Annotated in this window: 18 protein-coding genes; 13 read left to right on the top strand and 5 right to left on the bottom strand. The window is 67.5% G+C overall.

Translation table 11 applies throughout. From position 1 onward, the window contains the following. Nucleotides 1–126: 126 nt before the first annotated feature. Nucleotides 127–2919, top strand: a complete 2793-nt coding sequence (locus P0086_RS07320) for an EAL domain-containing protein (protein WP_275784039.1) — start codon at nucleotides 127–129, stop codon at nucleotides 2917–2919. Between the two features lie 45 nt (nucleotides 2920–2964). Here the strand turns inward: P0086_RS07320 and P0086_RS07315 are convergent, their stop codons facing one another. The 3 genes from P0086_RS07315 to groES form a co-directional block, all read right to left on the bottom strand. Then, nucleotides 2965–3411 (bottom strand): hypothetical protein, encoded by a 447-nt coding sequence (locus tag P0086_RS07315; protein ID WP_275784036.1) that lies wholly within the window; start codon nucleotides 3409–3411, stop codon nucleotides 2965–2967. A gap of 447 nt (nucleotides 3412–3858) precedes the next feature. After that, complete coding sequence (gene groL, locus P0086_RS07310) at nucleotides 3859–5496, bottom strand: chaperonin GroEL (protein WP_275784033.1); 1638 nt, start codon at nucleotides 5494–5496, stop codon at nucleotides 3859–3861. Nucleotides 5497–5569: 73 nt separating this feature from the next. Then, nucleotides 5570–5866, bottom strand: coding sequence for a co-chaperone GroES (gene groES, locus P0086_RS07305; RefSeq protein WP_112598799.1), 297 nt, complete (start codon nucleotides 5864–5866; stop codon nucleotides 5570–5572). Between the two features lie 270 nt (nucleotides 5867–6136). Between groES and P0086_RS07300 the strand changes: the two genes are divergently transcribed. The 8 genes from P0086_RS07300 (at nucleotide 6137) to P0086_RS07265 (ending at nucleotide 15672) form a co-directional block, all read left to right on the top strand. Continuing rightward, the gene (locus P0086_RS07300; RefSeq protein ID WP_275784029.1) at nucleotides 6137–6976 is read left to right on the top strand and encodes a sulfurtransferase/chromate resistance protein; all 840 of its coding nucleotides are present in this window, start codon (nucleotides 6137–6139) and stop codon (nucleotides 6974–6976) included. Then, nucleotides 6969–8354 (top strand): chromate efflux transporter, encoded by a 1386-nt coding sequence (gene chrA, locus P0086_RS07295; RefSeq protein ID WP_275784026.1) that lies wholly within the window; start codon nucleotides 6969–6971, stop codon nucleotides 8352–8354. The genes P0086_RS07300 and chrA overlap by 8 nt, the downstream gene beginning before the upstream one ends. Before the next feature lie 82 nt (nucleotides 8355–8436). Continuing rightward, entirely contained in the window at nucleotides 8437–9285 is an 849-nt protein-coding gene (locus tag P0086_RS07290; protein ID WP_275784023.1) for a TIGR01459 family HAD-type hydrolase, read from the top strand. Nucleotides 9286–9299: 14 nt separating this feature from the next. Further along, complete coding sequence (locus P0086_RS07285) at nucleotides 9300–10280, top strand: bifunctional riboflavin kinase/FAD synthetase (RefSeq protein ID WP_112598804.1); 981 nt, start codon at nucleotides 9300–9302, stop codon at nucleotides 10278–10280. A 283-nt stretch (nucleotides 10281–10563) separates the two neighbouring features. After that, a complete protein-coding gene (gene ileS, locus P0086_RS07280; protein WP_275784020.1) occupies nucleotides 10564–13479 on the top strand; it encodes an isoleucine--tRNA ligase in 2916 nt (971 codons plus the stop codon). 170 nt (nucleotides 13480–13649) lie between these two features. Continuing rightward, nucleotides 13650–14273: a hypothetical protein gene (locus P0086_RS07275; RefSeq protein ID WP_112598807.1), complete on the top strand. Its 624-nt coding sequence runs from the start codon at nucleotides 13650–13652 to the stop codon at nucleotides 14271–14273. 18 nt (nucleotides 14274–14291) lie between these two features. Continuing rightward, the gene (locus P0086_RS07270; protein ID WP_275784017.1) at nucleotides 14292–14774 is read left to right on the top strand and encodes a GNAT family N-acetyltransferase; all 483 of its coding nucleotides are present in this window, start codon (nucleotides 14292–14294) and stop codon (nucleotides 14772–14774) included. A 97-nt stretch (nucleotides 14775–14871) separates the two neighbouring features. Further along, entirely contained in the window at nucleotides 14872–15672 is an 801-nt protein-coding gene (locus P0086_RS07265; RefSeq protein ID WP_275784014.1) for a GGDEF domain-containing protein, read from the top strand. A gap of 63 nt (nucleotides 15673–15735) precedes the next feature. Here P0086_RS07265 and P0086_RS07260 read toward each other — a convergent pair whose 3' ends face one another. Next, complete coding sequence (locus P0086_RS07260) at nucleotides 15736–16188, bottom strand: nucleoside deaminase (protein WP_275784012.1); 453 nt, start codon at nucleotides 16186–16188, stop codon at nucleotides 15736–15738. Nucleotides 16189–16261: 73 nt separating this feature from the next. Here P0086_RS07260 and P0086_RS07255 point away from each other — a divergent pair, with 73 nt between their 5' ends. From P0086_RS07255 to P0086_RS07245, 3 genes are all read left to right on the top strand, one after another. After that, complete coding sequence (locus tag P0086_RS07255) at nucleotides 16262–18229, top strand: pseudouridine synthase (RefSeq protein ID WP_275784009.1); 1968 nt, start codon at nucleotides 16262–16264, stop codon at nucleotides 18227–18229. Between the two features lie 6 nt (nucleotides 18230–18235). Further along, the gene (gene rsmD, locus P0086_RS07250; RefSeq protein WP_112598816.1) at nucleotides 18236–18796 is read left to right on the top strand and encodes a 16S rRNA (guanine(966)-N(2))-methyltransferase RsmD; all 561 of its coding nucleotides are present in this window, start codon (nucleotides 18236–18238) and stop codon (nucleotides 18794–18796) included. Nucleotides 18797–18937: 141 nt separating this feature from the next. Further along, nucleotides 18938–19831: a patatin-like phospholipase family protein gene (locus tag P0086_RS07245; RefSeq protein WP_275784006.1), complete on the top strand. Its 894-nt coding sequence runs from the start codon at nucleotides 18938–18940 to the stop codon at nucleotides 19829–19831. A gap of 63 nt (nucleotides 19832–19894) precedes the next feature. Here P0086_RS07245 and P0086_RS07240 read toward each other — a convergent pair whose 3' ends face one another. Further along, on the bottom strand, nucleotides 19895–21715 hold the full coding sequence (locus P0086_RS07240; protein ID WP_112598819.1) for a monovalent cation:proton antiporter-2 (CPA2) family protein: 1821 nt from the start codon (nucleotides 21713–21715) through the stop codon (nucleotides 19895–19897). A 110-nt stretch (nucleotides 21716–21825) separates the two neighbouring features. Between P0086_RS07240 and P0086_RS07235 the strand changes: the two genes are divergently transcribed. Then, nucleotides 21826–23172, top strand: a complete 1347-nt coding sequence (locus P0086_RS07235; RefSeq protein WP_275784004.1) for a TldD/PmbA family protein — start codon at nucleotides 21826–21828, stop codon at nucleotides 23170–23172. Nucleotides 23173–23224 lie beyond the last annotated feature (52 nt).

Raw genomic sequence — 23224 nt, 5'->3', positions numbered from 1 at the left:
TTCGGTTTTCGTTAAGTATTTTCCGACGAATGCGACGGCTCGCGTCCCGCATTCGGACGCCGATTCATCCATTTTTCAGCTTTGTCCAGCGGAGTGCACCCAAACGCCAGGACAACCGGAAATTCAATGTTGCGCATCCTCACCTGTATCACCGTGGAGCATGATCTGCGGTTGGTTCTTCTCGCTGCCATCATCTGCCTGCTTGCGTGTCACGCCGCGGTGTCGCTGCTCCAGCAGGCCCGCTCCGCAACCGGGCGCGCCCGCGCGCTGTGGCTTTGCGCGACCGGTGTCGCAAGCGGCTTCGGCATCTGGGCGACGCATTTCATCGCCATGCTCGCCTACGATCCCGGCGTGGTGGCGGGTTACGGCGCGCACCTGACGCTGGTTTCGCTCGCGGTCGCGATCGTGGTGACGAGTGCGGGTGCGGCGATTGCGACCTGCCTGCCGGGGATGGCCGCGGCCGCCGGCGGCGGGCTCGTCGTCGCCACCGGCATTGCCACCATGCACCACCTCGGCATGGCGGCGATGCAGCTGCCGGGCCGGATCGAATGGGACCGGCCGCTGGTTGCGGTGTCGCTCGGTGCCGGGGCCGCCTTCTGCTGCCTGTCGCTCATCGTCCTGCAGCGGCGCCATGGCGCGCGGGCGCGGATCGCCGCGGGCGCGCTGATGGCGCTCGGCGTGGTGACGCTGCATTTCGTCAGCATGGCCGCGGTCACCGTCGTGCCGGAACCCGTCGTGACCTTCGACAGCATGACGCTCTCGCCCGCGCTGATGGTGCCGCTGATCGCCACCGTCGCCTTCTCGCTTCTCTTCACCGGGCTGACGACCGCCGTTTTCGCCCGCCGGGCCGAGACGGCGGTGAACGAGAGCATGCGCCAGTTCGCAGTCGTCGTGCAGGGGGTGTCGGACTATGCGATCTACATGCTCGACGCGGACGGCATCATCGCCAACTGGAATGCCGGCGCCGAGCGCAGCAAGGGCTACAAGGCCCACGAGATCGTCGGCCGGCATTTCTCCTGCTTCTACAGCGAGGAGGACCGCAGGGCGGGCATTCCGCAGCAGGCGCTGCAGATCGCCCGCGAGCAGGGAAAGCACGAGGCGGAAGGCTGGCGCTATCGCAAGGACGGCACCCGCTTCCTGGCCCATGTTGTCATCGATGCCATCCATGACGCGGACGGCACCGTGCTGGGCTATGTCAAGATCACCAAGGACATCACAAAGGAAAAGGCCGATGCGGACCGCATCGCCGAGGTGAGCCGCAACCTCGACCTGGCGCTGGAAAACATATCGCAGGGCCTGTTCCTGTTCGACCGTGACGAGCGGCTGGTGCTGTCCAACCGGCGCAGCGCCGAGATCCTCGGGCTTCCGGTCGAGCGGCTGGATGCGGGCACGACGTTCAGGGAGCTGATCGACCGCGCCATGGCCGAGAGCTATGGCCTGCCCGCCACCTGGCTGCCGCTGGCGGCCGAGCTCTATGCCCGCCATCGCCAGATCATCGCCGATGGCGGCGGGGCGATCGTGGAGAAGCTGTCGACGGGCACCTCCGTGCAGGTCCGCTACCGCACCCTTGCCGACGGCGGCTGGGTCGCCACCTACGAGGACATCTCCGAGCGGCTCAGAAACGAGGAGCAGATCGCCTACATGGCCCGGCACGACAGCCTGACCGGCCTGCCGAACCGCGCGGAATTCAACGATACGCTGGCTGCCGCGATCGAGGATGCGCAGCGCTCGTCCACCAAGGTGGCGGCGATCGGCATCGACCTCGACAAGTTCAAGGAGGTCAACGACACCCGCGGCCATGCCGCCGGCGACCTCGTCCTGACGACGCTGGCGCAGCGCATGCAGGCCTGCCTCGAGGCGGGCGAAACGGTGGCGCGTTTCGGCGGCGACGAGTTCGCCGCCAGCAAGCGCTACGAGGATATCGCCGAGCTCGAGGACTTCATCCAGAGGCTGGAGCGCTGCTTCCACGAGGAGATCGAGATCGACGGTCTCGAGATCAAGCCGGGCGCCAGCCTCGGGGTCGCCATCTATCCGCAGGATGCGGACAATCTCGAGGCGTTGCTCAACAACGCCGACCTCGCCATGTATCGCGCCAAGGACGAGCTGCTCCAGTCGGTCTGCTTCTACGAGGTTTCGATGGACGAGGCGGCCCGCAGCCGCCGCGTGCTGGCACGGGACCTTTGGCTTGCCGCCGAGCGCGACGAGTTCCGGCTGCACTACCAGGTGCAGAAGGCGGTCGAGACCGGTGTCGTGACGGGATACGAGGTGCTGCTGCGCTGGCAGCATCCCGAGCGCGGCATGGTCTCGCCGATGGAATTCATCCCGATCGCCGAGGAATGCGGCGCGATCCTGCCGATCGGCGAATGGGTGCTGCGGGAGGCCTGCCGGGAGGCGGCAAGCTGGCAGGAACCCTACAAGATCGCGGTCAATCTCTCGCCGGTCCAGCTGGCCAACGCCGATGTCGCCGATCTCGTCCAGCGGATCCTGGTGGAAACCGGCCTTGCCCCGCACCGGCTCGAACTGGAGATCACCGAGACCACGATCATCCGCGACAAGGAACGCGCGCTGCTCACCCTGGGCCGGATCCGCTCGCTCGGCGTGACCATCGCCATCGACGATTTCGGCACCGGCTATTCGTCGCTCGAAACGCTGCGTTCGTTCCCCTTCGACAAGATCAAGCTCGACCGCAGCTTCATGGTCGAGGTGGAGGACAATCCCCAGGCAAAGGCGATCCTGCGGGCGATCGTCGCGCTCGGGCAGACGTTGGCGATCCCGGTCCTGGCCGAAGGCGTCGAGACGCGGGAGCAGCTCGGCATCCTGCTGCACGAGGGCTGCGACCAGGCGCAGGGCTACTATCTCGGCCGGCCTGCGCCGATGGAAAACGCCGATCGCGCTGCGCTGACCTCGAAGGTCGCCTGAGGCAGGACCTCGGCGCCGCGCAACGGGATCGCCGTCGGCCCCGCTCTATTGCTGGTGGACGGCCGCGCCGGGACTGTCGAGCTGGAAGCGCGGAAAGATGAAGACGCCGACGATCGCGCCGGCGTAGCGCTGTTCCAGGCCCATCGATTCGCCGATGCACATGACCGGTTGCCGCGGCGCGCCGGCGACCTCCACCGTGGTCGAGAAGCAGAAGGACGACGAGACCGTGGCCGCCTGCTCGAACAGCTCGAGCACGTGGGCGCGGTCCTGCGGCGTATAGCAGCGGACGAGATTGAGCAGGCCGCAGCTGCGCTGTTCCAGCCCGTGCAGGCGGGCCGCCCGCTCGCCGAGCTGGAAGAGGCCGTTGGACAGGTCCCCGGCCCAGCGTTCGGTCACGCAGTATTGCGACAGGCACTCGTTGTCCGAGTGGTCGAAGGCGACCGATCCCGGAAGGAATGGCATCGTGTAAGTGGACTTTGCAATCTTGAACAAACTAAACCCCAGTCGGCCGCCCGACCCCCAGCGCATCCCTCAGGAAGCGCACCGTCCCCCAATGAGCATGCCGGCAAAGTTGCGGGCTTTGCCGGCATGCGGATGGCACTGCTGTCGAAACGATCGGGGATATGACTGGCCAGCAGCCAACCCGATCCCTCGTCGCGCCGACAACTTGAATTAATGCGTTATGCTGACTTCAAAGGGTCTGTGGATACACGGATAGCGCGAAACGCACCTACGGCGCCGCGCGTCCAGAACCCTGCTCCCGTTTCCAGTCCATCTAGATTTTTTTGGGGTATCTATACCGCGTTGCCTGCAACCGGCAATGGGTCGCATCAAAAAAATGGAATGTATCAAGTAAATTCGAAGTTGCTAACTGAGTAGACGAAAAAATAGGGCGGCCCGAAGGCCGCCCCGTATGGTTGTAGCCGGATGGCAATCCGATTACATCATGCCGTCCATGCCCATGCCGCCCATGCCGCCCGGCATTGCCGGAGCGTCCTTCTTCGGCAGCTCGGCGATCATGGCTTCGGTGGTGACCAGCAGGCCGGCAACCGAGGCTGCGTCCTGCAGCGCGGTGCGAACGACCTTGACCGGGTCGACGATGCCCATGGCGATCATGTCGCCATATTCGCCGGTCTGGGCGTTGTAGCCGTAGTTGTCGGCCTTCTCTTCGAGGATCTTGCCGACGACGATGGAGGCTTCGTCACCAGCGTTCTCGGCGATCTGGCGGGCCGGAGCCTGCAGGGCGCGACGAACGATGTTGATGCCGGCTTCCTGGTCGGCGTTCTCGCCCTTGACCTTGAGCTGGGAGGAGGCGCGCAGCAGGGCGACGCCGCCGCCGGGCACGATGCCTTCCTGGACGGCAGCGCGGGTCGCGTTGAGCGCGTCGTCGATGCGGTCCTTCTTTTCCTTCACTTCGACTTCCGTCGAGCCGCCGACGCGGATGACGGCAACGCCGCCGGCGAGCTTGGCCAGGCGCTCCTGGAGCTTCTCGCGGTCGTAGTCGGAGGTGGTCTCTTCGATCTGCGCCTTGATCTGGGCAACGCGGCCTTCGATCTCGCCCTTCTGGCCAGCGCCGTCGACGATCGTGGTGTTCTCCTTGGAGATGGAGACCTTCTTGGCACGGCCGAGCATGTCGAGGGTGACGTTCTCGAGCTTGATGCCGAGGTCTTCGGAGATCACCGTGCCGCCCGTCAGGATGGCGATGTCTTCGAGCATGGCCTTGCGGCGGTCGCCGAAGCCCGGAGCCTTGACGGCGGCGATCTTCAGGCCGCCACGCAGCTTGTTGACGACGAGGGTCGCAAGGGCTTCGCCTTCGACGTCTTCAGCGACGATGACCAGCGGCTTGCCGGTCTGGACGACGGCTTCGAGGACCGGCAGCATCGCCTGCAGGTTCGACAGCTTCTTCTCGTGCAGGAGAACGTAGGCGTCGTCGAGGTCGGCGACCATCTTCTCCGGGTTGGTGACGAAGTAGGGCGACAGGTAGCCGCGGTCGAACTGCATGCCTTCGACGACTTCGAGCTCGGTCTCGGCGGTCTTGGCTTCTTCAACCGTGATGACGCCTTCGTTGCCGACCTTCTGCATGGCTTCGGCAATGTCGAGGCCGACCTGGCGCTCGCCGTTGGCCGAGATCGTGCCGACCTGGGCGACTTCTTCCGAGGTGTTGATCTTCTTGGCCTTGGCCTGGAGGTCCTTGACGACTTCCTTGACGGCGAGGTCGATGCCGCGCTTCAGGTCCATCGGGTTCATGCCGGCGGCAACGGCCTTGGCGCCTTCGCGGACGATCGCCTGGGCCAGAACGGTTGCGGTGGTGGTGCCGTCACCGGCGACGTCGTTGGTCTTCGAAGCGACTTCGCGGACCATCTGGGCGCCCATGTTCTCGAACTTGTCTTCCAGCTCGATTTCCTTGGCGACCGATACGCCGTCCTTGGTGATGCGCGGAGCGCCGAAGGACTTGTCGATCACGACGTTGCGGCCCTTGGGGCCGAGGGTGACCTTCACTGCGTCAGCGAGGATGTCGACGCCACGCAGCATCTTTTCGCGCGCGGTGCGGCCGAACTTGACTTCTTTGGCTGCCATTTTCAAAACTCCTGGTTTCGAAATGCCGGATCTGCCGGCTTGAATTTGCGGGATAGGCTTGGAAAACCGGCGATCAGCCGATGATGCCCATGATGTCGGCTTCCTTCATGATCAGAAGGTCTTCGCCGTTGATCTTGACCTCGGTGCCGGACCACTTGCCGAACAGGACGCGGTCGCCGGCCTTGACGTCGAGCGGAACGACCTTGCCGGACTCGTCACGCGCGCCGGAACCGACGGCGACGATTTCGCCTTCCTGCGGCTTTTCCTTTGCGGTATCGGGAATGATGATGCCGCCCTTGGTCTTTTCTTCGGATTCAACGCGACGGACGACGACGCGGTCGTGAAGCGGGCGGAAGTTGGTGGTTGCCATTGTCTAATCCCTCGATCGAATGACATTCTCGAACCGCGAAACGGTCCGATGGATTGGTGTTAGCACTCGTGGTCGGTGAGTGCTAGCGAAGGCGGAGATAGGCTTGAGCCCGAATTGAGTCAAGAACAGGGCTTCAAAAAAAGATCTCCCATTTGGAACCGATTGACTTGATTGTCCGGAAGCGGTTTAACGGTGGCATGGGGTTTGCGAACACCCCACGAGGCGCCATGCCGAACTTCGCGTCCTTTGCACCTCATGGAGGGACGTATCATGGCTTCCTACAATGCAATCTCCCCTGAAAAACTTGCGCGACTGATCGGCACGCCGAAGGCTCCGGTGATCGTCGACGTGCGCGACGATGACGATTTCGAAGCGACGCCGTCGCTCATCCCGTCGGCAATCCGGAGAGGCCACGCGGACGTGGACGATTGGGCGCCGAAATACCGTGGCCGCTGGGTCGTCGTGGCCTGCCAGAAGGGGCTGAAGCTCAGCGAAGGCGTCGCGGCCCTGCTCCGCAGCGCCGGCATTCAGGCGGAAATCCTGGAAGGGGGCGTCGTCGCCTGGCAGGAAGCGGCGCTTCCGCTTGTTCCGGTGGCGAGCCTGCCGCAGCGAAAGGCGACGGGCGGAACGCTCTGGGTCACGCGCTCGCGCCCCAAGATCGACCGCATCGCCTGCCCGTGGCTGATCCGTCGCTTCGTCGATCCGGAGGCGCGGTTTCTCTATGTGTCGCCGCCGGAGGTGACGGCGGTCGCCGAGCGCTTCGGCGCCACGCCGTTCGACATCGAGGGCGTGCACTGGAGCCATCGCGGCGAACTGTGCACCTTCGACGTCATGGTGCAGGCGTTCGGCCTGGCGCTGCCGCCGCTGGAGCATGTCGCCCGAATCGTGCGCGGGGCGGACACCAACAGGCCCGATCTCGAGCCGCAGGCGGCCGGGCTGCTGGCCGTTTCGCTCGGGCTTTCCCGCATGTATGCCGACGATCTCGAACAGCTTGAGGCAGGCATGCTCGTCTACGACGCGCTCTACCGATGGGCGCGGGACGCGGTGGACGAGAAGCACGACTGGGTGTCCCACACACCGCGCAGGAAGGATGCCGGCAGCCGTGGATAAACCCCTGACTTTGGACACGGCGCAGGATGCGGTGCCGCCGCATCCTGCCTTCCGCGAGGCGCTGGGCGTCTGGGCCCGCATCGGCTTCCTCAGCTTCGGCGGGCCTGCCGGCCAGATCGCGCTGATGCACCGGGAACTGGTCGACGAACGCCGCTGGATATCCGAGAGCCGCTTCCTGCATGCCCTGAACTACTGCATGCTCCTGCCGGGACCGGAGGCGCAGCAGCTTGCGACCTATGTCGGCTGGCTGCTGCATGGCACCCGCGGCGGCATCGTGGCCGGCACCTTGTTCGTGCTTCCCGGCTTCGTCGTCATCTGCGCGCTCTCGGCCGCCTATGCCCTGTTCCAGCGGACCGACTGGCTGCAGAGCCTCTTCTTCGGCCTGAAGGCGGCGGTGCTGGCGATCGTGCTGGAGGCGCTGGTGCGGGTCGCAAGCCGCGCGCTGAAGACGCCGTTCGCACGCCTGCTGGCAGCGCTCGCCTTCGTCTGCCTGTTCTTCTTCGCGCTGCCGTTCCCGCTCGTGGTCGCAGGCGCCGGCATCGCCGGCTACGTGGTCGCCCGCAGGTCGCCCGACTGGCTGCGGCCGCCCGCCGGCCACAAGGCGCATGCCCCCGACAAGCCTTCCGTGATCGGCGAGGGCTTTGCCGACAGGCCGCGGACGCTGGGCGGATCGATCGTAATCCTCGCCGTCGGCGCGCTCTGCTGGCTCACGCCCTTCGCCATGCTGCCGCTCTTGCCGGACGGCCCCGGTGCCTTTGCGGCCATCGGCGTCTTCTTCTCGAAGATGGCGGTGGTCACCTTCGGCGGCGCCTATGCCGTCCTCGCCTATGTCGCCCAGCAGGCGGTCGAGACCTATCAATGGCTGAAGCCCGGCGAGATGCTGGACGGGCTCGCGCTCGCCGAGACGACGCCGGGACCGCTCGTCCTGGTGTTGTCCTTCGTCGGCTTCCTGGCGGCATTCCGCGACACCGGCGGCCTCGATCCCCTGGCGGCCGGCCTGATCGGCGCGTTCCTCACCGCCTGGGTCACCTTCGTGCCCTGTTTCCTCTGGATCTTCCTCGGTGCGCCCTATGTCGAGCGCCTTCGGTCGAACGCGGCCCTTTCCGGCGCCCTCGCGGCGATCTCGGCAGCCGTCGTGGGCGTGATCCTGAACCTTGCCGTCTGGTTCGGGCTGCACGTCGTCTTTCGGCAGGTGGGGCGGCTGGAGGCGGGGCCGCTGTCGCTCGTATGGCCCGATCCGGCCTCCATCGACCTGTGGGCGCTGGGGCTGACCGCGGCGGCCGCCGTGATGCTGTTCCGCCTGCGGCTCGGCATCGTCCGGACGCTGATGATCAGCGCGGTCGCCGGCTATGCCCTGAGCGCGCTCTCGCTGGTCTAATTGCCATTTTTGCCGTCTGGCCCTTGTTTTCTCGGTCGAGCTTTGCGATGTCAGCCGGGCTCATCTGGATCGGGAAACAAGCATGGCCAAGCGCATTCAGTCCTTCCGCGATATCGCCGATCGCTACGACGTCGTGCTCTGCGATGTCTGGGGCGTGCTGCACAACGGCGTCGAGGCCTTTTCGGATGCCTCGGTGGCGCTGGCGCAGGCCCGCGCTGCCGGCCTGACGGTTGTCCTGATCACCAATTCGCCGCGGCCGTTTCCGGGCGTCAAGGTGCAAATCCGTGGCCTCGGCGTGCTGGACGAAGCCTATGACCGCATCGTCACCTCGGGTGACGTGACCCGCGCGCTCATCGCCTCGGGTCCGGAAAAGGTCTATTTCATCGGCGCGGAAAAGGATCTGCCGCTGCTGGACGGGCTGGGCGTCGAGGCCGTATCGGCCGAGGACGCCGGCATCATCGTGCTCGCCGGGCTGCGCAACGACGAGCAGGAAACCCCGGAGGACTACCGGGCCGAGATGGAGAAGCTCGCGGCGCGCCACCTGCCGCTGATCTGTGCCAACCCGGATCTCGTGGTCGAGCGCGGGCACCGGCTGATCCCCTGCGCGGGCGCGGTGGCGAAGATCTACGGCGAGATGGGCGGTTCGACCCTGATTGCCGGCAAGCCGCATCGCCCGATCTACGAGAAGACGCTGGAAGAGGCGCGCGAGGTGCGCGGCAGCTTCGACCTGTCGCGCGTCATCGCCATCGGCGACGGCATGCCGACCGACGTGCGCGGCGCCGAAGCGTTCGGGCTGGACGTGCTCTATGTTTCCGGCGGCATTCACGCCGAGGAATATGTCCGCGACGGCCGCACCGACGAGGCGGCCCTCGACGATTTTCTTGCGCGGGAGAAGGTGGCGCCCAAATGGTGGATGCCGCGCCTCAAGTAACGGACGAGCGAACCATGGCCGTATTTCACCGCAACGAGACCAGGGAGCCGCTGCCCGAGCACCTGCGCGGCGGCGTCATCGCGATCGGCAATTTCGACGGCGTCCATCGCGGCCATCAGTCGGTCCTGCAGCGGGCGCTGGACATCGCCGCGGCGCGCGGCGTTCCTGCGCTCGTGCTGACGTTCGAGCCGCATCCCCGCACCGTCTTCCAGCCCGATCATCCCGTCTTCCGCCTGACGCCGGCGCCGCTGAAGGCGCGCATCCTGGAAGGCATGGGCTTCGCCGCGGTCATCGAATACCCGTTCAACCGGCAGTTCTCGCAGATGTCGGCCGGCGATTTCGTCCGCCAGGTGCTGATGGAATGGCTGCATGCCGGCCACATCGTCACCGGCTTCGATTTCCACTTCGGCAAGGGCAGGGAAGGCGGCCCGGCCTTCCTGATGGCCGCCGGCGATGAAAACGGCTTCGGCGTCACGCTGGTCGATGCCTATCGCGACGAGAATGCCGAGGTGATCTCCTCCAGCCGCATCCGCGCGCTGCTGGCCGAGGGCGCGGTGACGGAAGCCGCCGGCCTGCTCGGCTATCACTACACCGTCGAGGCCGAGGTCATCGGCGGCAAGCAACTGGGGCGCACGCTCGGTTTCCCGACGGCCAACATGCAGCTGCCGCCGGAAGTCCCGCTGCGCAACGGCATCTATGCCGTCCGCTTCCGCCGCGGCGACGGCGCGCTGTTCGACGGCGTGGCGAGCTTCGGCCGCCGCCCGACGGTGGACAGCAACGGCGTGCCCCTGCTGGAGACCTTCGTCTTCGATTTCTCCGGCGACCTCTACGGCGAGACCTGCACCGTGTCCTTCTTCGAGCACCTGCGCGACGAGCTGAAGTTCGACGGCCTCGAAGCGCTGGTCGTGCAGATGAAGCGCGACGAGGAGGAGGCGCGGGCCCTGCTCGCCGGCGTGCGCCCGATCGGCGCCATCGACGCGAAGATCGCGTTCTGAGACGAGCCGAAGCCGCCTGCGGCAGCCCGGCGGCGGGCATGCCCGGGATCTGCTATTCCTGGCGCGCCCCTCTTTCTTTTTCGCCCAAAAACACATAAACAACCGCCACCATGGCGCCACACAGCTTTTGTGTCATATCCCGAATTAGTGGCCCGGCCTTCCGCGCGCTCTGAGCGAGGCCGGGAGGTCCGGGTTTTTGGGCGTTTCCGACGCGCCCGCGCCGTCACCGACAATTCTTCCCCGCCTGCGCGAAAGATCGCGCGATGAAACGATTGCTTGAGCCATGAACGACACGTCCGAGAAGATCGACTATTCCTCCACCCTCTACCTGCCGCAGACGGATTTCCCGATGCGCGCCGGCCTGCCGCAGAAGGAGCCGGAAACGGTGGCCCGCTGGCAGAAGATGGACCTCTACAAGAAGCTGCGCGCCTCCGCCGCCGGCCGCGAGAAGTTCGTCCTGCACGACGGCCCGCCCTATGCCAACGGCAACATCCACATCGGCCATGCGCTGAACAAGATCCTCAAGGACGTCATCAACCGCTCGTTCCAGATGCGCGGCTATGACGCCAACTACGTGCCCGGCTGGGACTGCCACGGCCTGCCGATCGAGTGGAAGATCGAGGAGAAGTACCGCGAGAAGGGCCAGAACAAGGACGAGGTCCCGGTCAACGAATTCCGCCGGGAATGCCGTGACTTCGCCACCGGCTGGATCAAGGTCCAGACCGAGGAGTTCAAGCGCCTCGGCATCGAGGGCGACTTCGAAAACCCCTACACGACCATGGCCTTCCACGCCGAGGCCCGCATCGCCGGCGAACTGATGAAGATCGCCAAAAGCGGCCAGCTCTACCGCGGCTCCAAGCCGATCATGTGGTCGGTGGTTGAGCGCACCGCGCTCGCCGAGGCCGAGGTCGAATATGCCGACGTCGAGAGCGACATGATCTGGGTGAAGTTCCCGGTCAAGGAGGGCCCGGATGCGCTCGTCGGCACCTTCGTCGTCATCTGGACGACGACCCCGTGGACGATCCCCGGCAACCGCGCGATCGCCTATTCGTCGCGCTACGCCTACGGCCTTTACGAGGTCGCGACCGCCGAGAACGATTTCGGTCCGCAGCCGGGCGAGAAGCTGATCTTCGCCAAGCGTCTTGCCGAGGAATCCGCCGCCAAGGCCAAGCTGACTTTCGACTTCGTCCGCGACATCGAGGCCGATGAACTGGGCGCGGTCACCTGCGCCCATCCGCTGCACGGCCTCGGCGGCGGCTACGATTTCAAGGTACCGCTGCTCGACGGCGACCACGTCACCGACGATGCCGGCACCGGCTTCGTCCACACCGCCCCCAGCCACGGCCGCGAGGACTTCGACGCCTGGATGGACAAGGCGCGTGAACTGGAAGCCCGGGGCATCTCGTCGGCGATCCCGTTCCCGGTCGACGACGCCGGCTTCTACACCCTCGACGCGCCGGGCTTCGGCCCCGACGCCGAGGGCGGCCCCGCCCGCGTCATCGACGACAAGGGCAAGAAGGGCGATGCCAACGACCGCGTCATCAAGGCGCTGATCGCCCGCCATGCGCTCTTCGCCCGCGGCCGGCTGAAGCACTCCTATCCGCATTCCTGGCGCTCCAAGAAGCCGGTGATCTTCCGCAACACGCCGCAGTGGTTCGTCACCATGGACAAGGACTTCGGTGACGGCACGACGCTGCGTTCGCGCTCGCTGTCGGCGATCGACCAGACCCGCTTCGTGCCTGCCGCCGGCCAGAACCGCCTGCGCGCCATGATCGAGGGCCGCCCGGACTGGGTGCTGTCGCGCCAGCGCGCCTGGGGCGTGCCGATCGCGATCTTCGCCGATGACGACGGCAACGTGCTGGTCGACGAGACGGTCAACGCCCGCATCCTCGAAGCCTTCGAGAAGGAGGGTGCCGACGCCTGGTTCGCCGAAGGCGCCAAGGAACGCTTCCTCGGCAACGACCACGACCATGCCAGGTGGCAGCAGGTGATGGACATCCTCGACGTCTGGTTCGACTCGGGCTCCACTCACACCTTCACGCTCGAAGACCGCCCGGACCTGAAGTGGCCGGCCGACGTCTACCTGGAAGGCTCTGACCAGCACCGCGGCTGGTTCCACTCCTCGCTGCTCGAAAGCTGCGCCACGCGCGGCCGCGCGCCCTACAACGCCGTCGTCACCCACGGGTTCACGATGGACGAGAAGGGTGAGAAGATGTCGAAGTCCAAGGGCAACGTCGTCTCGCCGCAGGACGTCATGAAGGACGCCGGCGCCGATATCCTGCGGCTCTGGGTGATGACGACCGACTACTGGGAAGACCAGCGGCTCGGCAAGACGATCATCCAGACCAACATCGACGCCTACCGCAAGCTGCGCAACACAGTGCGCTGGATGCTCGGCACGCTCGCCCACGACAAGGGCGAGGAGATCGCCTATGCCGACATGCCGGAGCTGGAAAAGCTGATGCTGCACCGGCTGTCGGAGCTCGACCAGCTCGTGCGCGAGGGCTACGACGCCTTCGACTTCAAGAAGATCACCCGCGCGCTGATCGATTTCGCCAACGTCGAGCTGTCGGCCTTCTACTTCGACGTCCGCAAGGATGCGCTCTACTGCGACGCGCCCTCCAGCCTGCGCCGCCGGGCCGCACTCGCCGTCATCCGCAAGCTGTTCGACTGCCTCGTCCTGTGGCTGGCGCCGATGCTGCCCTTCACCACCGAGGAAGCCTGGCTGTCGCTCAAGCCCGATGCGGTCTCGGTGCATCTGGAGCAGTTCCCGGCAATCCCGGCCGAGTGGCGCAACGATGCGCTGGAGGAAAAGTGGGAGAAGATCCGCACGGTGCGCACCGTCGTCACTGGCGCGCTCGAGATCGAGCGCCGCGAGAAGCGGATCGGCTCGTCGCTGGAGGCGGCTCCGGTCGTCCACGTCAACGATCCGGTCCTGGTGGCCGCGCTCGAAGGCGAGGACTTCGCCGAGATCTGCATCACCTCGGCGATCACGCTGGTCGCCGGCGAGGGCCCGGCCGAGGCGTTCCGCCTTGCCGAGGTCGCAGGCGTCGCCGTCGAGCCGAAGCTCGCCGAGGGCAGGAAGTGCGCCCGCTCCTGGCGGATCACCACCGACGTCGGCTCCGATCCGGATTATCCGGACGTCTCGGCGCGCGACGCGGCCGCCCTGCGCGAGATCGGCTTTCGCGCCGCTGCCTGAGCGGCGCGATCACGAAAGGTTGTGAACAAGGCGCGTAAATGACCGGATGAATTGCGCTTTTGCGGCTCATCCGGTATTCGTGCCTGAAAATCGTCGGATTTTTCGGCCAACGCACGGCATTCGACGGACATGATGGTCGCGATTCACCGGCTCTGCTGGGAAGGGTTTGCATGGCAATGACGCGGAAGATTCGACTGGGCGCCGGCGTGGCGGCACTGCTTGGGGCATGCGCCATTCTATCCGGCTGCATCGGCGGCCCGACCTACGGCACCGACAAGTCCAGCGGCGAGCAGCTGATGGACGACATCGGCAACGCCGTGATGCTGAAGCCGCCGAACGGCGGCGACAAGAAGATCGCCTACCAGCCGCGCGGCGGCCTCGTGGTGCCGAAGCAGGGCGAAGCGGCGCTGGTTCAGCCGCAGAAGACGCTCGCCTCCACCGAGGAAAATCCGCAATGGGTGGAAAGCCCCGAGGAGACGCGCGAGCGCCTGCGGGCCGAGGCGGACGAGAACGAACGCAAGATCGGCTACGATTCGCCGCTCGCAAGCCAGTTCAGCACCAATCGCAAGCTCTCCACCAAGGAGCAGCAGGAGCAGTATCGCGAGGCCCGCAAGCTGCAGCAGGGGCTCTACTCCGACAAGCGCCGCTACCTCAGCGACCCGCCGCTCGACTACCGCAAGTTGCCCGAGGAGGCGGCGAACGATCTGGGCGAGCCGGAGAAGAAGAAGGAGCGCCGCCGCAAGAAGGAGGCCGAAGTCGCCAACTCCGGCGCCAAGAAGTGGTGGCCTTTCTAACCGCAGGTCCGGCCGTCCATGAACTACCGCATCCGTAACGCGACCGCGGCCGATGCCGCGGTCATCCTGCGTTTCATCACCGAGCTCGCCGTCTACGAGAATGCCGGCCACGAGGTCGAGGCGACGGTGGAAACGCTGACCCAGTCGATCTTCGGCCCGGGCTCTGTCACCCGCGCGGTGATCTGCGAGACCGATGCCGGCGAGCCGGCGGGTTTTGCGATCTGGTTTCTCAGCTACTCGACCTGGCAGGCCCGCAACGGACTGTACCTCGAGGATCTCTACGTCACCCCCGAACACCGCGGCGCCGGCGTCGGGCGCATGCTGCTGCGCCACCTCGCCAAGGTCGCCGTCGCCGAGGGCTGCGGCCGCTTCGAGTGGAGCGTGCTGGACTGGAACGAGCCGGCGATCCGCGTCTACGAGGCGATCGGCGCCGAGCCGCAGTCCGAATGGACGCGCTACCGCCTGTCCGGCGACCGCCTGAAGGCCTTCGCCGCCGGCTGATATCGGCCGAAGGGCGGCGCGCCGCTATCGGCCGATCGCGACAGAATTCCGCCTCGGCCTCACCACCTGTTAACGCCGCCCGGATAGCGTCTTCGCCATGTTGGGGATCGGAAAGAAGACGGCCGTGAAGGCGGCGATCGCGACGGCGGCGTCCGTGGTGGCGTCCGTCGGCATCGTGCTCCTGCTGGTGCCGATGCTGGGCGGCCAGCCGGACGGGCCGGGCTTCTGGATGAGCGTGCTCTGCCCGCTCGTCATCGCCGGACCGGCCAGCCTCTACCAGTTCCATCAGGTGGACGTCATCGCCCGCCAGCGCGACGCGATCGCCCGCATGCATGTGCGGCTCGAGGATGCGCATGCCGAGCTCGAGCGCCTGCATGCGGACCTCGGCGAGAGGGCGCGCACCGATGCGCTGACCGGCGGCCTCAACCGCGGCGCCTTCTTCGCGGCGCTGGAGCAGGCGGCGGCAGACGGCAAGGGGCCGATGGCGCTGGTCGTCGCCGACGCCGACCACTTCAAGAAGATCAACGACGGCTTCGGCCACCTCGTCGGCGACGAGGCGCTGTGCCGCATCGGCGCCGCCATGGAAGGCGCGATCGGCGGCATCGGCATCTGGGGCCGGATCGGCGGTGAGGAGTTCGCGGCACTGCTGGTAGACACCGGGCGCAGCGCGGCGATCGCGGCCGCCGAGCGCCTGCGGCTTGCCGTTGCGGAAACGACGCTTGTGGCCGACGGACAGCCGGTGGCCTTGAGCGTCAGCATCGGGATCGCCTGTGCGAGCGCGCCCTGCGCGGCGATCGAGCTTTTCCGCCGCGCCGACGCAGAGCTCTACCGGGCGAAGTCGGGCGGCCGCAACCGCATCGTCATCGACGGGCGCGAGGTGACGGCGATTGCCGCCTGAATGCGCGACCTGAATGCGCGACGAAGCCTTGAACGCCGGCCCGGCCGTCGCGGCCGGCTGCGCTCAGTCGTCCTCGCGCCGCTCCCGGAAGAACTGCCGCAGGATCGCCGCCGCTTCGCCTTCGCTGATGCCGGAATAGACGTCGGGCGCGTGGTGGCAGGTCGGCTGCGCATAGAAGCGGCCGCCGTGGTCGACGCCGCCGCCCTTCGGATCCTCGGCGCCGTAGTAGAGGCGGCGGATGCGGGCGAACGAGATCGCCGCGGCGCACATCGCGCAGGGCTCCAGCGTCACGTAGAGGTCGGCGCCGGTGAGCCGTTCCTGCCCGAGCCGGCCGGCCGCCGCGCGGATCGCCTCGATCTCGGCATGGGCGGTGACGTCGTTCTTCTCGCGGGTGCGGTTGCCGCCGCGGCCGACGATCGCGCCGTCGAGCACGACCACGGCGCCGATCGGCACCTCGCCGCGCTCACCCGCGCCGCGGGCCTCCGCCAGCGCCTCGTCCATGAAGCTATTCGACATTTCCGCTCAGAATTCCTCTTAACCCGGGCCGTCTGACCTGATACGACACGCCAAAACGCTAGGCAAACTTCAAATGACATCCAAAGACAAGCCAAGACGGCCGGGCGCCCGGCCCTTCGACCGTGATCGCAAGCCGCAGGACGGTGCCCGCAAGGCCGGTGCCGGCAAGCCGGGCGGCAAGAAGCCCTTCGGCGCCAATGCGAAATCAGGCGGCCCCTCCAGGAGCGAGCGCGCGCCGGAAAAGACCGCCGGCGGCAAGAAGGCGTTCGCGCAGGCTGCGTCCGGCAAGCCGGAAAGGCCGCGGCCGGCGGCGTCTGCCGGTGCCGCCGATCATGCGGCAGCCCAGGGACCCGAGCGCATTTCCAAGCTGCTCGCCCGCGCCGGCGTCGCCTCGCGCCGCGATGTCGAGCGGATGATCATGGAAGGCCGCGTCAGCGTGAACGGCGTCGTGCTCGACACGCCGGTCCTCAACGCCACCTTCGCCGACCGTATCGAGGTCGACGGCCAGCCGATCCGCGGCATCGAGCGCACCCGGCTGTGGCTCTATCACAAGCCTGCAGGGCTGGTGACGACCAATGCCGATCCGGAAGGCCGCCCGACCGTCTTCGAGCACCTGCCGGAAGACCTGCCGCGCGTCATGTCGGTCGGCCGCCTCGACATCAACACCGAGGGCCTGCTGCTTCTGACCAATGACGGCGGCCTGGCCCGCGTGCTGGAACTGCCGGCGACCGGCTGGCTGCGCCGCTACCGCGTGCGCGCCCACGGCAAGATCGAGCAGGAGGCGCTCGACGCCCTGAAGGACGGCATCGCGGTCGAGGGCGTGCTCTACGGCGGCATCGAGGCGACGCTCGACAAGGTGCAGGGATCCAACGTCTGGATCACCATGGGGCTTCGCGAAGGCAAGAACCGCGAGATCAAGAACGTGCTCGGCGCGCTCGGCCTCGAGGTCAATCGCCTGATCCGCATCTCCTACGGCCCGTTCCAGCTCGGCGAATTGCCGGAAGGCCACGCCCAGGAAATCCGCGGCCGCACGCTGCGCGATCAGCTCGGCCCGCGGCTGATCGACGAGGCCAAGGCCAATTTCGAGGCGCCCTTGTTCGACCAGGCACAGGGCGAGCAGGAGGAAAAGCCGGCCCGCGCCGAAAAGGGCGGCTGGGAACGCGACCACCGCGAGAAGGACGGCGATCGCCGCGAGAAGGCGCGCGCCCGTCTCGACACGAAGCGCGACGGCGGCCGCGGCGGCGAGAAGCGGAGCGGCGACAGGCGCGGGGGCGACGATCGCGGCCGTGACCGCGACGAGGATCGCTTCGACAGGCCGAAGCGCGAGCCGGGCAACCGCGCCCGCAAGTCCAACGTCTGGATGGCGCCCGGCGCCCGTCCCGTCGCCGAGAAGAAGGCACAGGCGGCCGAGGGCGAAGAGGCGGTCAGGCGCGAGCCCCGCGCCCGCCCCGAAGGCGCGCCTAAGACCAAGCGCTACGGCCGCACCCGCGACGGCGAGGCGACCCGCACGACCTACAAGTTCGATCCCGACCGCAAGAAGGCGCCCGGCCGCTCGACCACCTCGCATCCGGATTCCGAGCGCGGCCGCAAGCCGCGCGTGCTGGGCAGCGAGGACGGCGACGACTGGATCCGCGCCAGCGAGCCCGAGCGGCACGGCCGCGACGAGGGCGGCCGCGGCTTCGGCCGCGGCGGAGACCGTCCGCCGCGCGATTTCGGCGACCGGCCGCCCCGGGGCGATCGCGGCTTCCGTGACGATCGCCCGCCCCGCGAGGGCGCCGGCGACGGCCGCAAGCCGCGCGGCAAGACGTTTGCGGGCGAGCGCTCCTTCGGCGACCGTCCCGCAGGCGGCCGCAGCGAGCGCGGTTTCGGCGGCAAGCCCAGTGGCGGCAAGTCATTCGGCGGCAAGTCCTTCGGCGGTAAGCCGTCGTTCGGGAAGTCTGCCGGCGGCAAGCCGTTCGGCGGCAAGCCCGGCGGGGGCAGGGCAGGCGGCAAGCCGGGCGGACGCCCGGCCGGCGGCAAGCCCCGCGGCCGGGGGAACTGACGCGCCGTGCGCATCGTCGGAGGCACATTCCGCGGCCGGCCGCTTGCGACGCCGAAGGGCGATGACATCCGCCCGACGACGGACCGCACGCGCGAGAGCCTGTTCAACATCCTGAGCCACGGCTATCCCGAGCACATCGAGGGCGCGCGCGTCCTCGACCTGTTCGCCGGAACCGGCGCCGTCGGCCTGGAGGCGATTTCCCGCGGCGCCCGGGCGGCCCTGTTCGTCGAGCAGGGCGTCGAGGGGCGCGGCCTGATCCACACCAACATCGAGGCCTTCGGCCTGCAGGGCAGGGCCAAGATCTTCCGGCGCGACGCCACCGCGCTCGGCACGGTCGGGACGATGGAGCCGTTCGACCTGCTCTTCGCCGATCCGCCCTACGGGCGCGGCCTCGGCGAAAAGGCGATGGCGGCGGCGGCAACGGGCGGCTGGCTGGTGCCCGGCGCACTCGCGATCCTCGAAGAGCGCGCCGATGTTGCACCCGCACCGATCGCGGGCTACGAATTCCTCGAAGAGCGCACCTTCGGCGATACCCGCATGCACTTCTACCGCTACGCGCCCGCCTGATCGCAGGCGCGCGCCGCCGCAAGCTCCGGCCCGGCAGCGCGTGGTGGAACGATCGCGCAGGCCACCCGAGGGTACGCCGATCATGTGTGCATCGGACGGCACGACACGCCGCCCGAACGAAGCCTTCGCCAAGGAGCCTCGATGCCGAACGACGCCCGCGAACCGCTGCCCTCCGAACGCCCTGCACCGGCCGCGACGCCGACCGTATCGATCGCGCTCGGCGGCGGCGGCGCGCGCGGACTGGCGCATATCCATGTGATCGAGGTTCTGGACGAACTCGGCGTCCGCCCGCAGCTCATCGCCGGCTCCTCCATCGGCGCGATCATGGGGGCGGCGATGGCGGCGGGTCTCAGCGGCCGCGAGATCCGCGAACACACGCTCGACGCCGTGGGCCGGCCGGCCGAAGCGCTCGGCCGCATCTGGGGCCTGCGCCCGGCGACGCTGTCCGACTTCTGGTCGAACGGCCTGCGCATCAGCCAGTTCAACCTCGAGCGCGTCTTGCGGGCCTTTCTTCATCGTGGCATCCCCGACCGCTTCGAGGAGCTGAAGATCCCGCTGAAGGTCATCGCGGCCGACTTCTACGAACAGTGCGAGCGCGTCTGCGAGACCGGCGCGCTCTATCCGGCGCTGGCCGCCTCCGCCGCGCTGCCGGCCCTGTTCCTGCCGGTCAGGATCGACGGGCGCGTGCTTGTCGACGGCGGCCTGTGGAACCCGGTCCCCTTCGACCACGTCGCCGGCACCGCCGACATCACCGTCGGCGTCGACGTCGTGGGCCGGCCGACCGGCGACGACGGCCAGATCCCCAACAGCATCGACAGCCTCTACGGCGCCAGCCAGCTGACGATGCGCTCGATGATCAATCTCAAGCTGAAGCAGGGCGCGCCCGACCTCTTCTTCCGCCCCGAGGTCGGCCGTTTCCGCGTCCTCGATTTCCTGCGGGCCAAGGACATCCTGGAGCACACGGCCGGCATCCGCGAGGAGTTCAAGCGCGCGCTCGAAGCCCAGTTCGAGCGCCATGCGAGAATGCGCGGCTGAAGGCCGCCCGCGCGCAGGCAGTCAACCTGGAGCGCCGGCGCGCGGTCCCGCGGCGGACGTTTCTCAGTCCATCGCCGGCTGCGTCTCCGGGACGATCAGGTCGTCCTCCTCGTCGGCGATCTGCTCGGTGTGCTTCGGCTTGATCAGCGGCTCCGGCCGGACGGGGCGCGAATGCAGCATGTCGCGCCCGGCGGCCAGCCCTTCTGCCGCCTGCAGGTTCAGGCGGGCCTCGTCGCGGCGGCGGATGTCGTTGGTGATCGCCAGCGCCTCCTCGTCCGCCACGCCCAGCGCCTCGAGCGTCCGCCTGCCGAAGACCAGGCCGGACTCGAACGTCTCGCGCACCTCCATGTCGACGCCGCGGGAGCGCAGCGACAGCGTATGGATGCGGTCGTAGGAGCGCGCGAACACCCGCGCATTGGGATATTCCGATTGCACCAGGTCGACGATCCGGTCGGTGATCTCGGCCTTGTGGGTGCAGACGGCGACGATCTTGGCTCGCTCGATGCCGGCGGCGCGCAGCACCTCCTTGCGCGTGCCGTCGCCGAAATAGATGCGGAAACCGAAGCTCGCCGCCTGGCGGATGCGGTCGGCGGAGAAGTCGATGATCGTCACGTCGCGGCCGCTGGCGAGCAGGATCTGCGAGGCGATCTGGCCGAAGCGCGAGAAGCCGACCATCAGCACGTCCGAACCCGCGCCCTCGAAGTCCTCCTCGATCTCCTCGCGCGCGTCGTCCTTGATCAGCACGCTGGAGAGAAGGGCTGCGATCGGCGTCAGCGCCATCGACACGGTGACGATGACGACGAGCAGGGAGGCGACGGCAGAGGAGAACACGCCGGCGCTGGCCGCGGCCGAGAAGAGCACGAAGCCGAACTCGCCGCCCTGTAGCAGAAGCAGCGCCACCCGCACCGCATCGTTGTGCGGCGAGCGCCCCATGCGACAGATCAGGTAGATCACGATCGCCTTCACCACCATCAGCGCCGGCACCGCGACGAGGATGACCTGGTAGTTGCGGTACACCACGTCGATGTCGAGCGACAGGCCGACGGCCATGAAGAAGAGCGCGAGCAGAATTCCGCGGAACGGCTCGATGTCGGCTTCCAGCTCGTGGCGGTAGGAGGATTCCGACAGCAGCACGCCGGCGAGGAAGGCGCCCATGGCCATGGAGAGGCCGGCGAATTGCAGCAGCGTCGCCGATCCGAGCACGACGAAGAGGGCGGCGGCGATCATCGCCTCGCGCGCGCCGGTCCGGGCGATCACCTGGAACAGCGGATTGAGGACGTAGCGGCCGATGACCAGCATCGACAGGATCGCGGCGATCGCGACCATGAAGTCCTGGAAGGCGGTGGTCGTATCCTCCGGCGCCTGCTTGGCGAGCAGCGGGATCACCGCCAGCAGCGGCACGATGGCGAGATCCTGGAACAACAGCAGTGAGAAGGCGCGCTGGCCGTAGCGCGTGTTGGTGTCGCCCTTCTCGTCGAGGATCTGCAACGCGAAGGCGGTGGAGGACAGGGCGAGGCCGAAGCCGATGATCAGGGCCGCCTGCCAGCCTTCCACGCCGATCAGCAACGCCAGCGCCGTCAGCGCCAGCCCGGTCGTCATGACCTGCACCGTTCCCAGTCCGAAGATCTCCCGCCGCAGTTGCCACAGCCGCGAGGGCTGCAGCTCCAGGCCGATCAGGAACAGCAGGAAGACGATGCCGAGCTCGGCCACCCCCAGGATTTCCTCGCCGTCGTGGATGTAGTGCAGGATCGGGCCGATGACGACGCCCGCGGCCAGGTAGCCCAGAATCGTTCCGAGCCCCAGGCGCTTGAAGATCGGGGCGGCCAGAACGGCCCCCCCGAGGAGAATCAATACTTCGGCGAACAGCGCATGCGTATCGGCCATGCGAATGGGATTCCTTCGGTATGTGGATTGGCGGGAGGCAAGAATCACAGGCCAGCCCTTGATGCCCCAGCCACTGCACAATAAATGGGACAGGAATGAAAGGCCAAATCATGTCAGAGACCATCGATTCCGGAAGCCTTCTCGCTCGTGCCGGAGAACTGATCGACCGTGCCGTCAAGGCGGGCGCCGATGCCGCCGATGCCGTCGTCGTCCGCGGCGCGTCCCGGTCCGTCTCGGTGCGCCTCGGCAAGGTCGAGGGAACCGAGGCCTCCGAGAGCGACGATTTCTCGCTCAGGGTCTTCGTCGGCAAGCGCGTCGCCAGCGTCTCGGCCAATCCGGGTTTCGACCTGCAGCAATTGGCGGAGCGCGCCGTCGCCATGGCCAAGGCCTCGCCGGAGGATCCCTTCGCCTCGCTCGCCGATCCGTCCGATCTCGCGCGCGAGTGGCCTGATCTCGATCTCTTCGATCCGACCGAGATCTCCTCCGACACCCTGACCGAGGCGGCGCTCGCCATGGAGGCCGCCGCCCTCGACGTCGCCGGCGTCACCAATTCGAGCGGTGCCGGCGCGTCTGCCGGCATGGGCGGCCTCGTGCTCGTCACCTCGCACGGCTTTTCCGGCGCCTACAGCGCCAGCCGCTTCGGCCGTTCCGTCAGCGCGATCGCCGGCGAAGGCACGAAGATGGAGCGCGACTACGACTACGACAGCCGGCTCTACTTCGCCGAACTGCGCGATGCCGCCGAGATCGGCCGCACTGCCGGCGAGCGCGCCGTCAAGCGCCTCAACCCCCGGCAGGCGCCGACGGCGAAGAACGTCACCGTCGTCTTCGATCCGCGCATGGCGCGCGGGATCGCCGGCCATATCGCCGGCGCCATCAACGGGGCCTCCGTGGCCCGCAAGACGAGCTTCCTGCGCGACAAGATGGGCAAGCAGGTCCTGAAGGCCGGGCTTTCGGTGACCGACGACCCGCTGGTCGTGCGCGGCTCGTCCTCGCGGCCCTTCGACGGCGAAGGGGTCAGAGGCGAACGCCTGGTGATGATCGAGGATGGGGTGCTGAACCACTGGTTCCTCTCCACCTCGACGGCGAACGAGCTGGGCCTGAAGACCAACGGCCGCGGCGTCCGCGGCGGCACCACCGTCGGCCCGGCGAGCACCAACCTGGCGCTGGAGCCCGGCGAGATGTCGCCGGAGGAACTGATCCGCTCCGTCGGCACCGGCTTCTACGTCACCGAACTGATCGGCCACGGCGCCAACATGGTCACCGGCGAATACAGCCGCGGCGCCTCCGGGTTCTGGATCGAGAACGGCGAACTGGCCTATCCGGTCTCCGAGGTGACGATCGCCTCCAACCTCGCCGACATGTTCCTGCGGATCACGCCGGCGAGCGACATCGACCGCAAGTTCGGCGTCGCCGCGCCGACGCTGGCGATCGAGGGCATGACGCTGGCCGGCCTCTAGACACGCGCCGTTGCCCTTCTTCGGCGGCGGCCTTGAATAGGCCGTCTTTGGC

Source organism: Mycoplana sp. MJR14 (assembly GCF_029210525.1).
Lineage (GTDB): Bacteria > Pseudomonadota > Alphaproteobacteria > Rhizobiales > Rhizobiaceae > Mycoplana.
The sequence above is the reverse complement of the archived record's forward strand: the minus strand, read 5'-3'. Positions and strand labels throughout refer to the sequence as shown.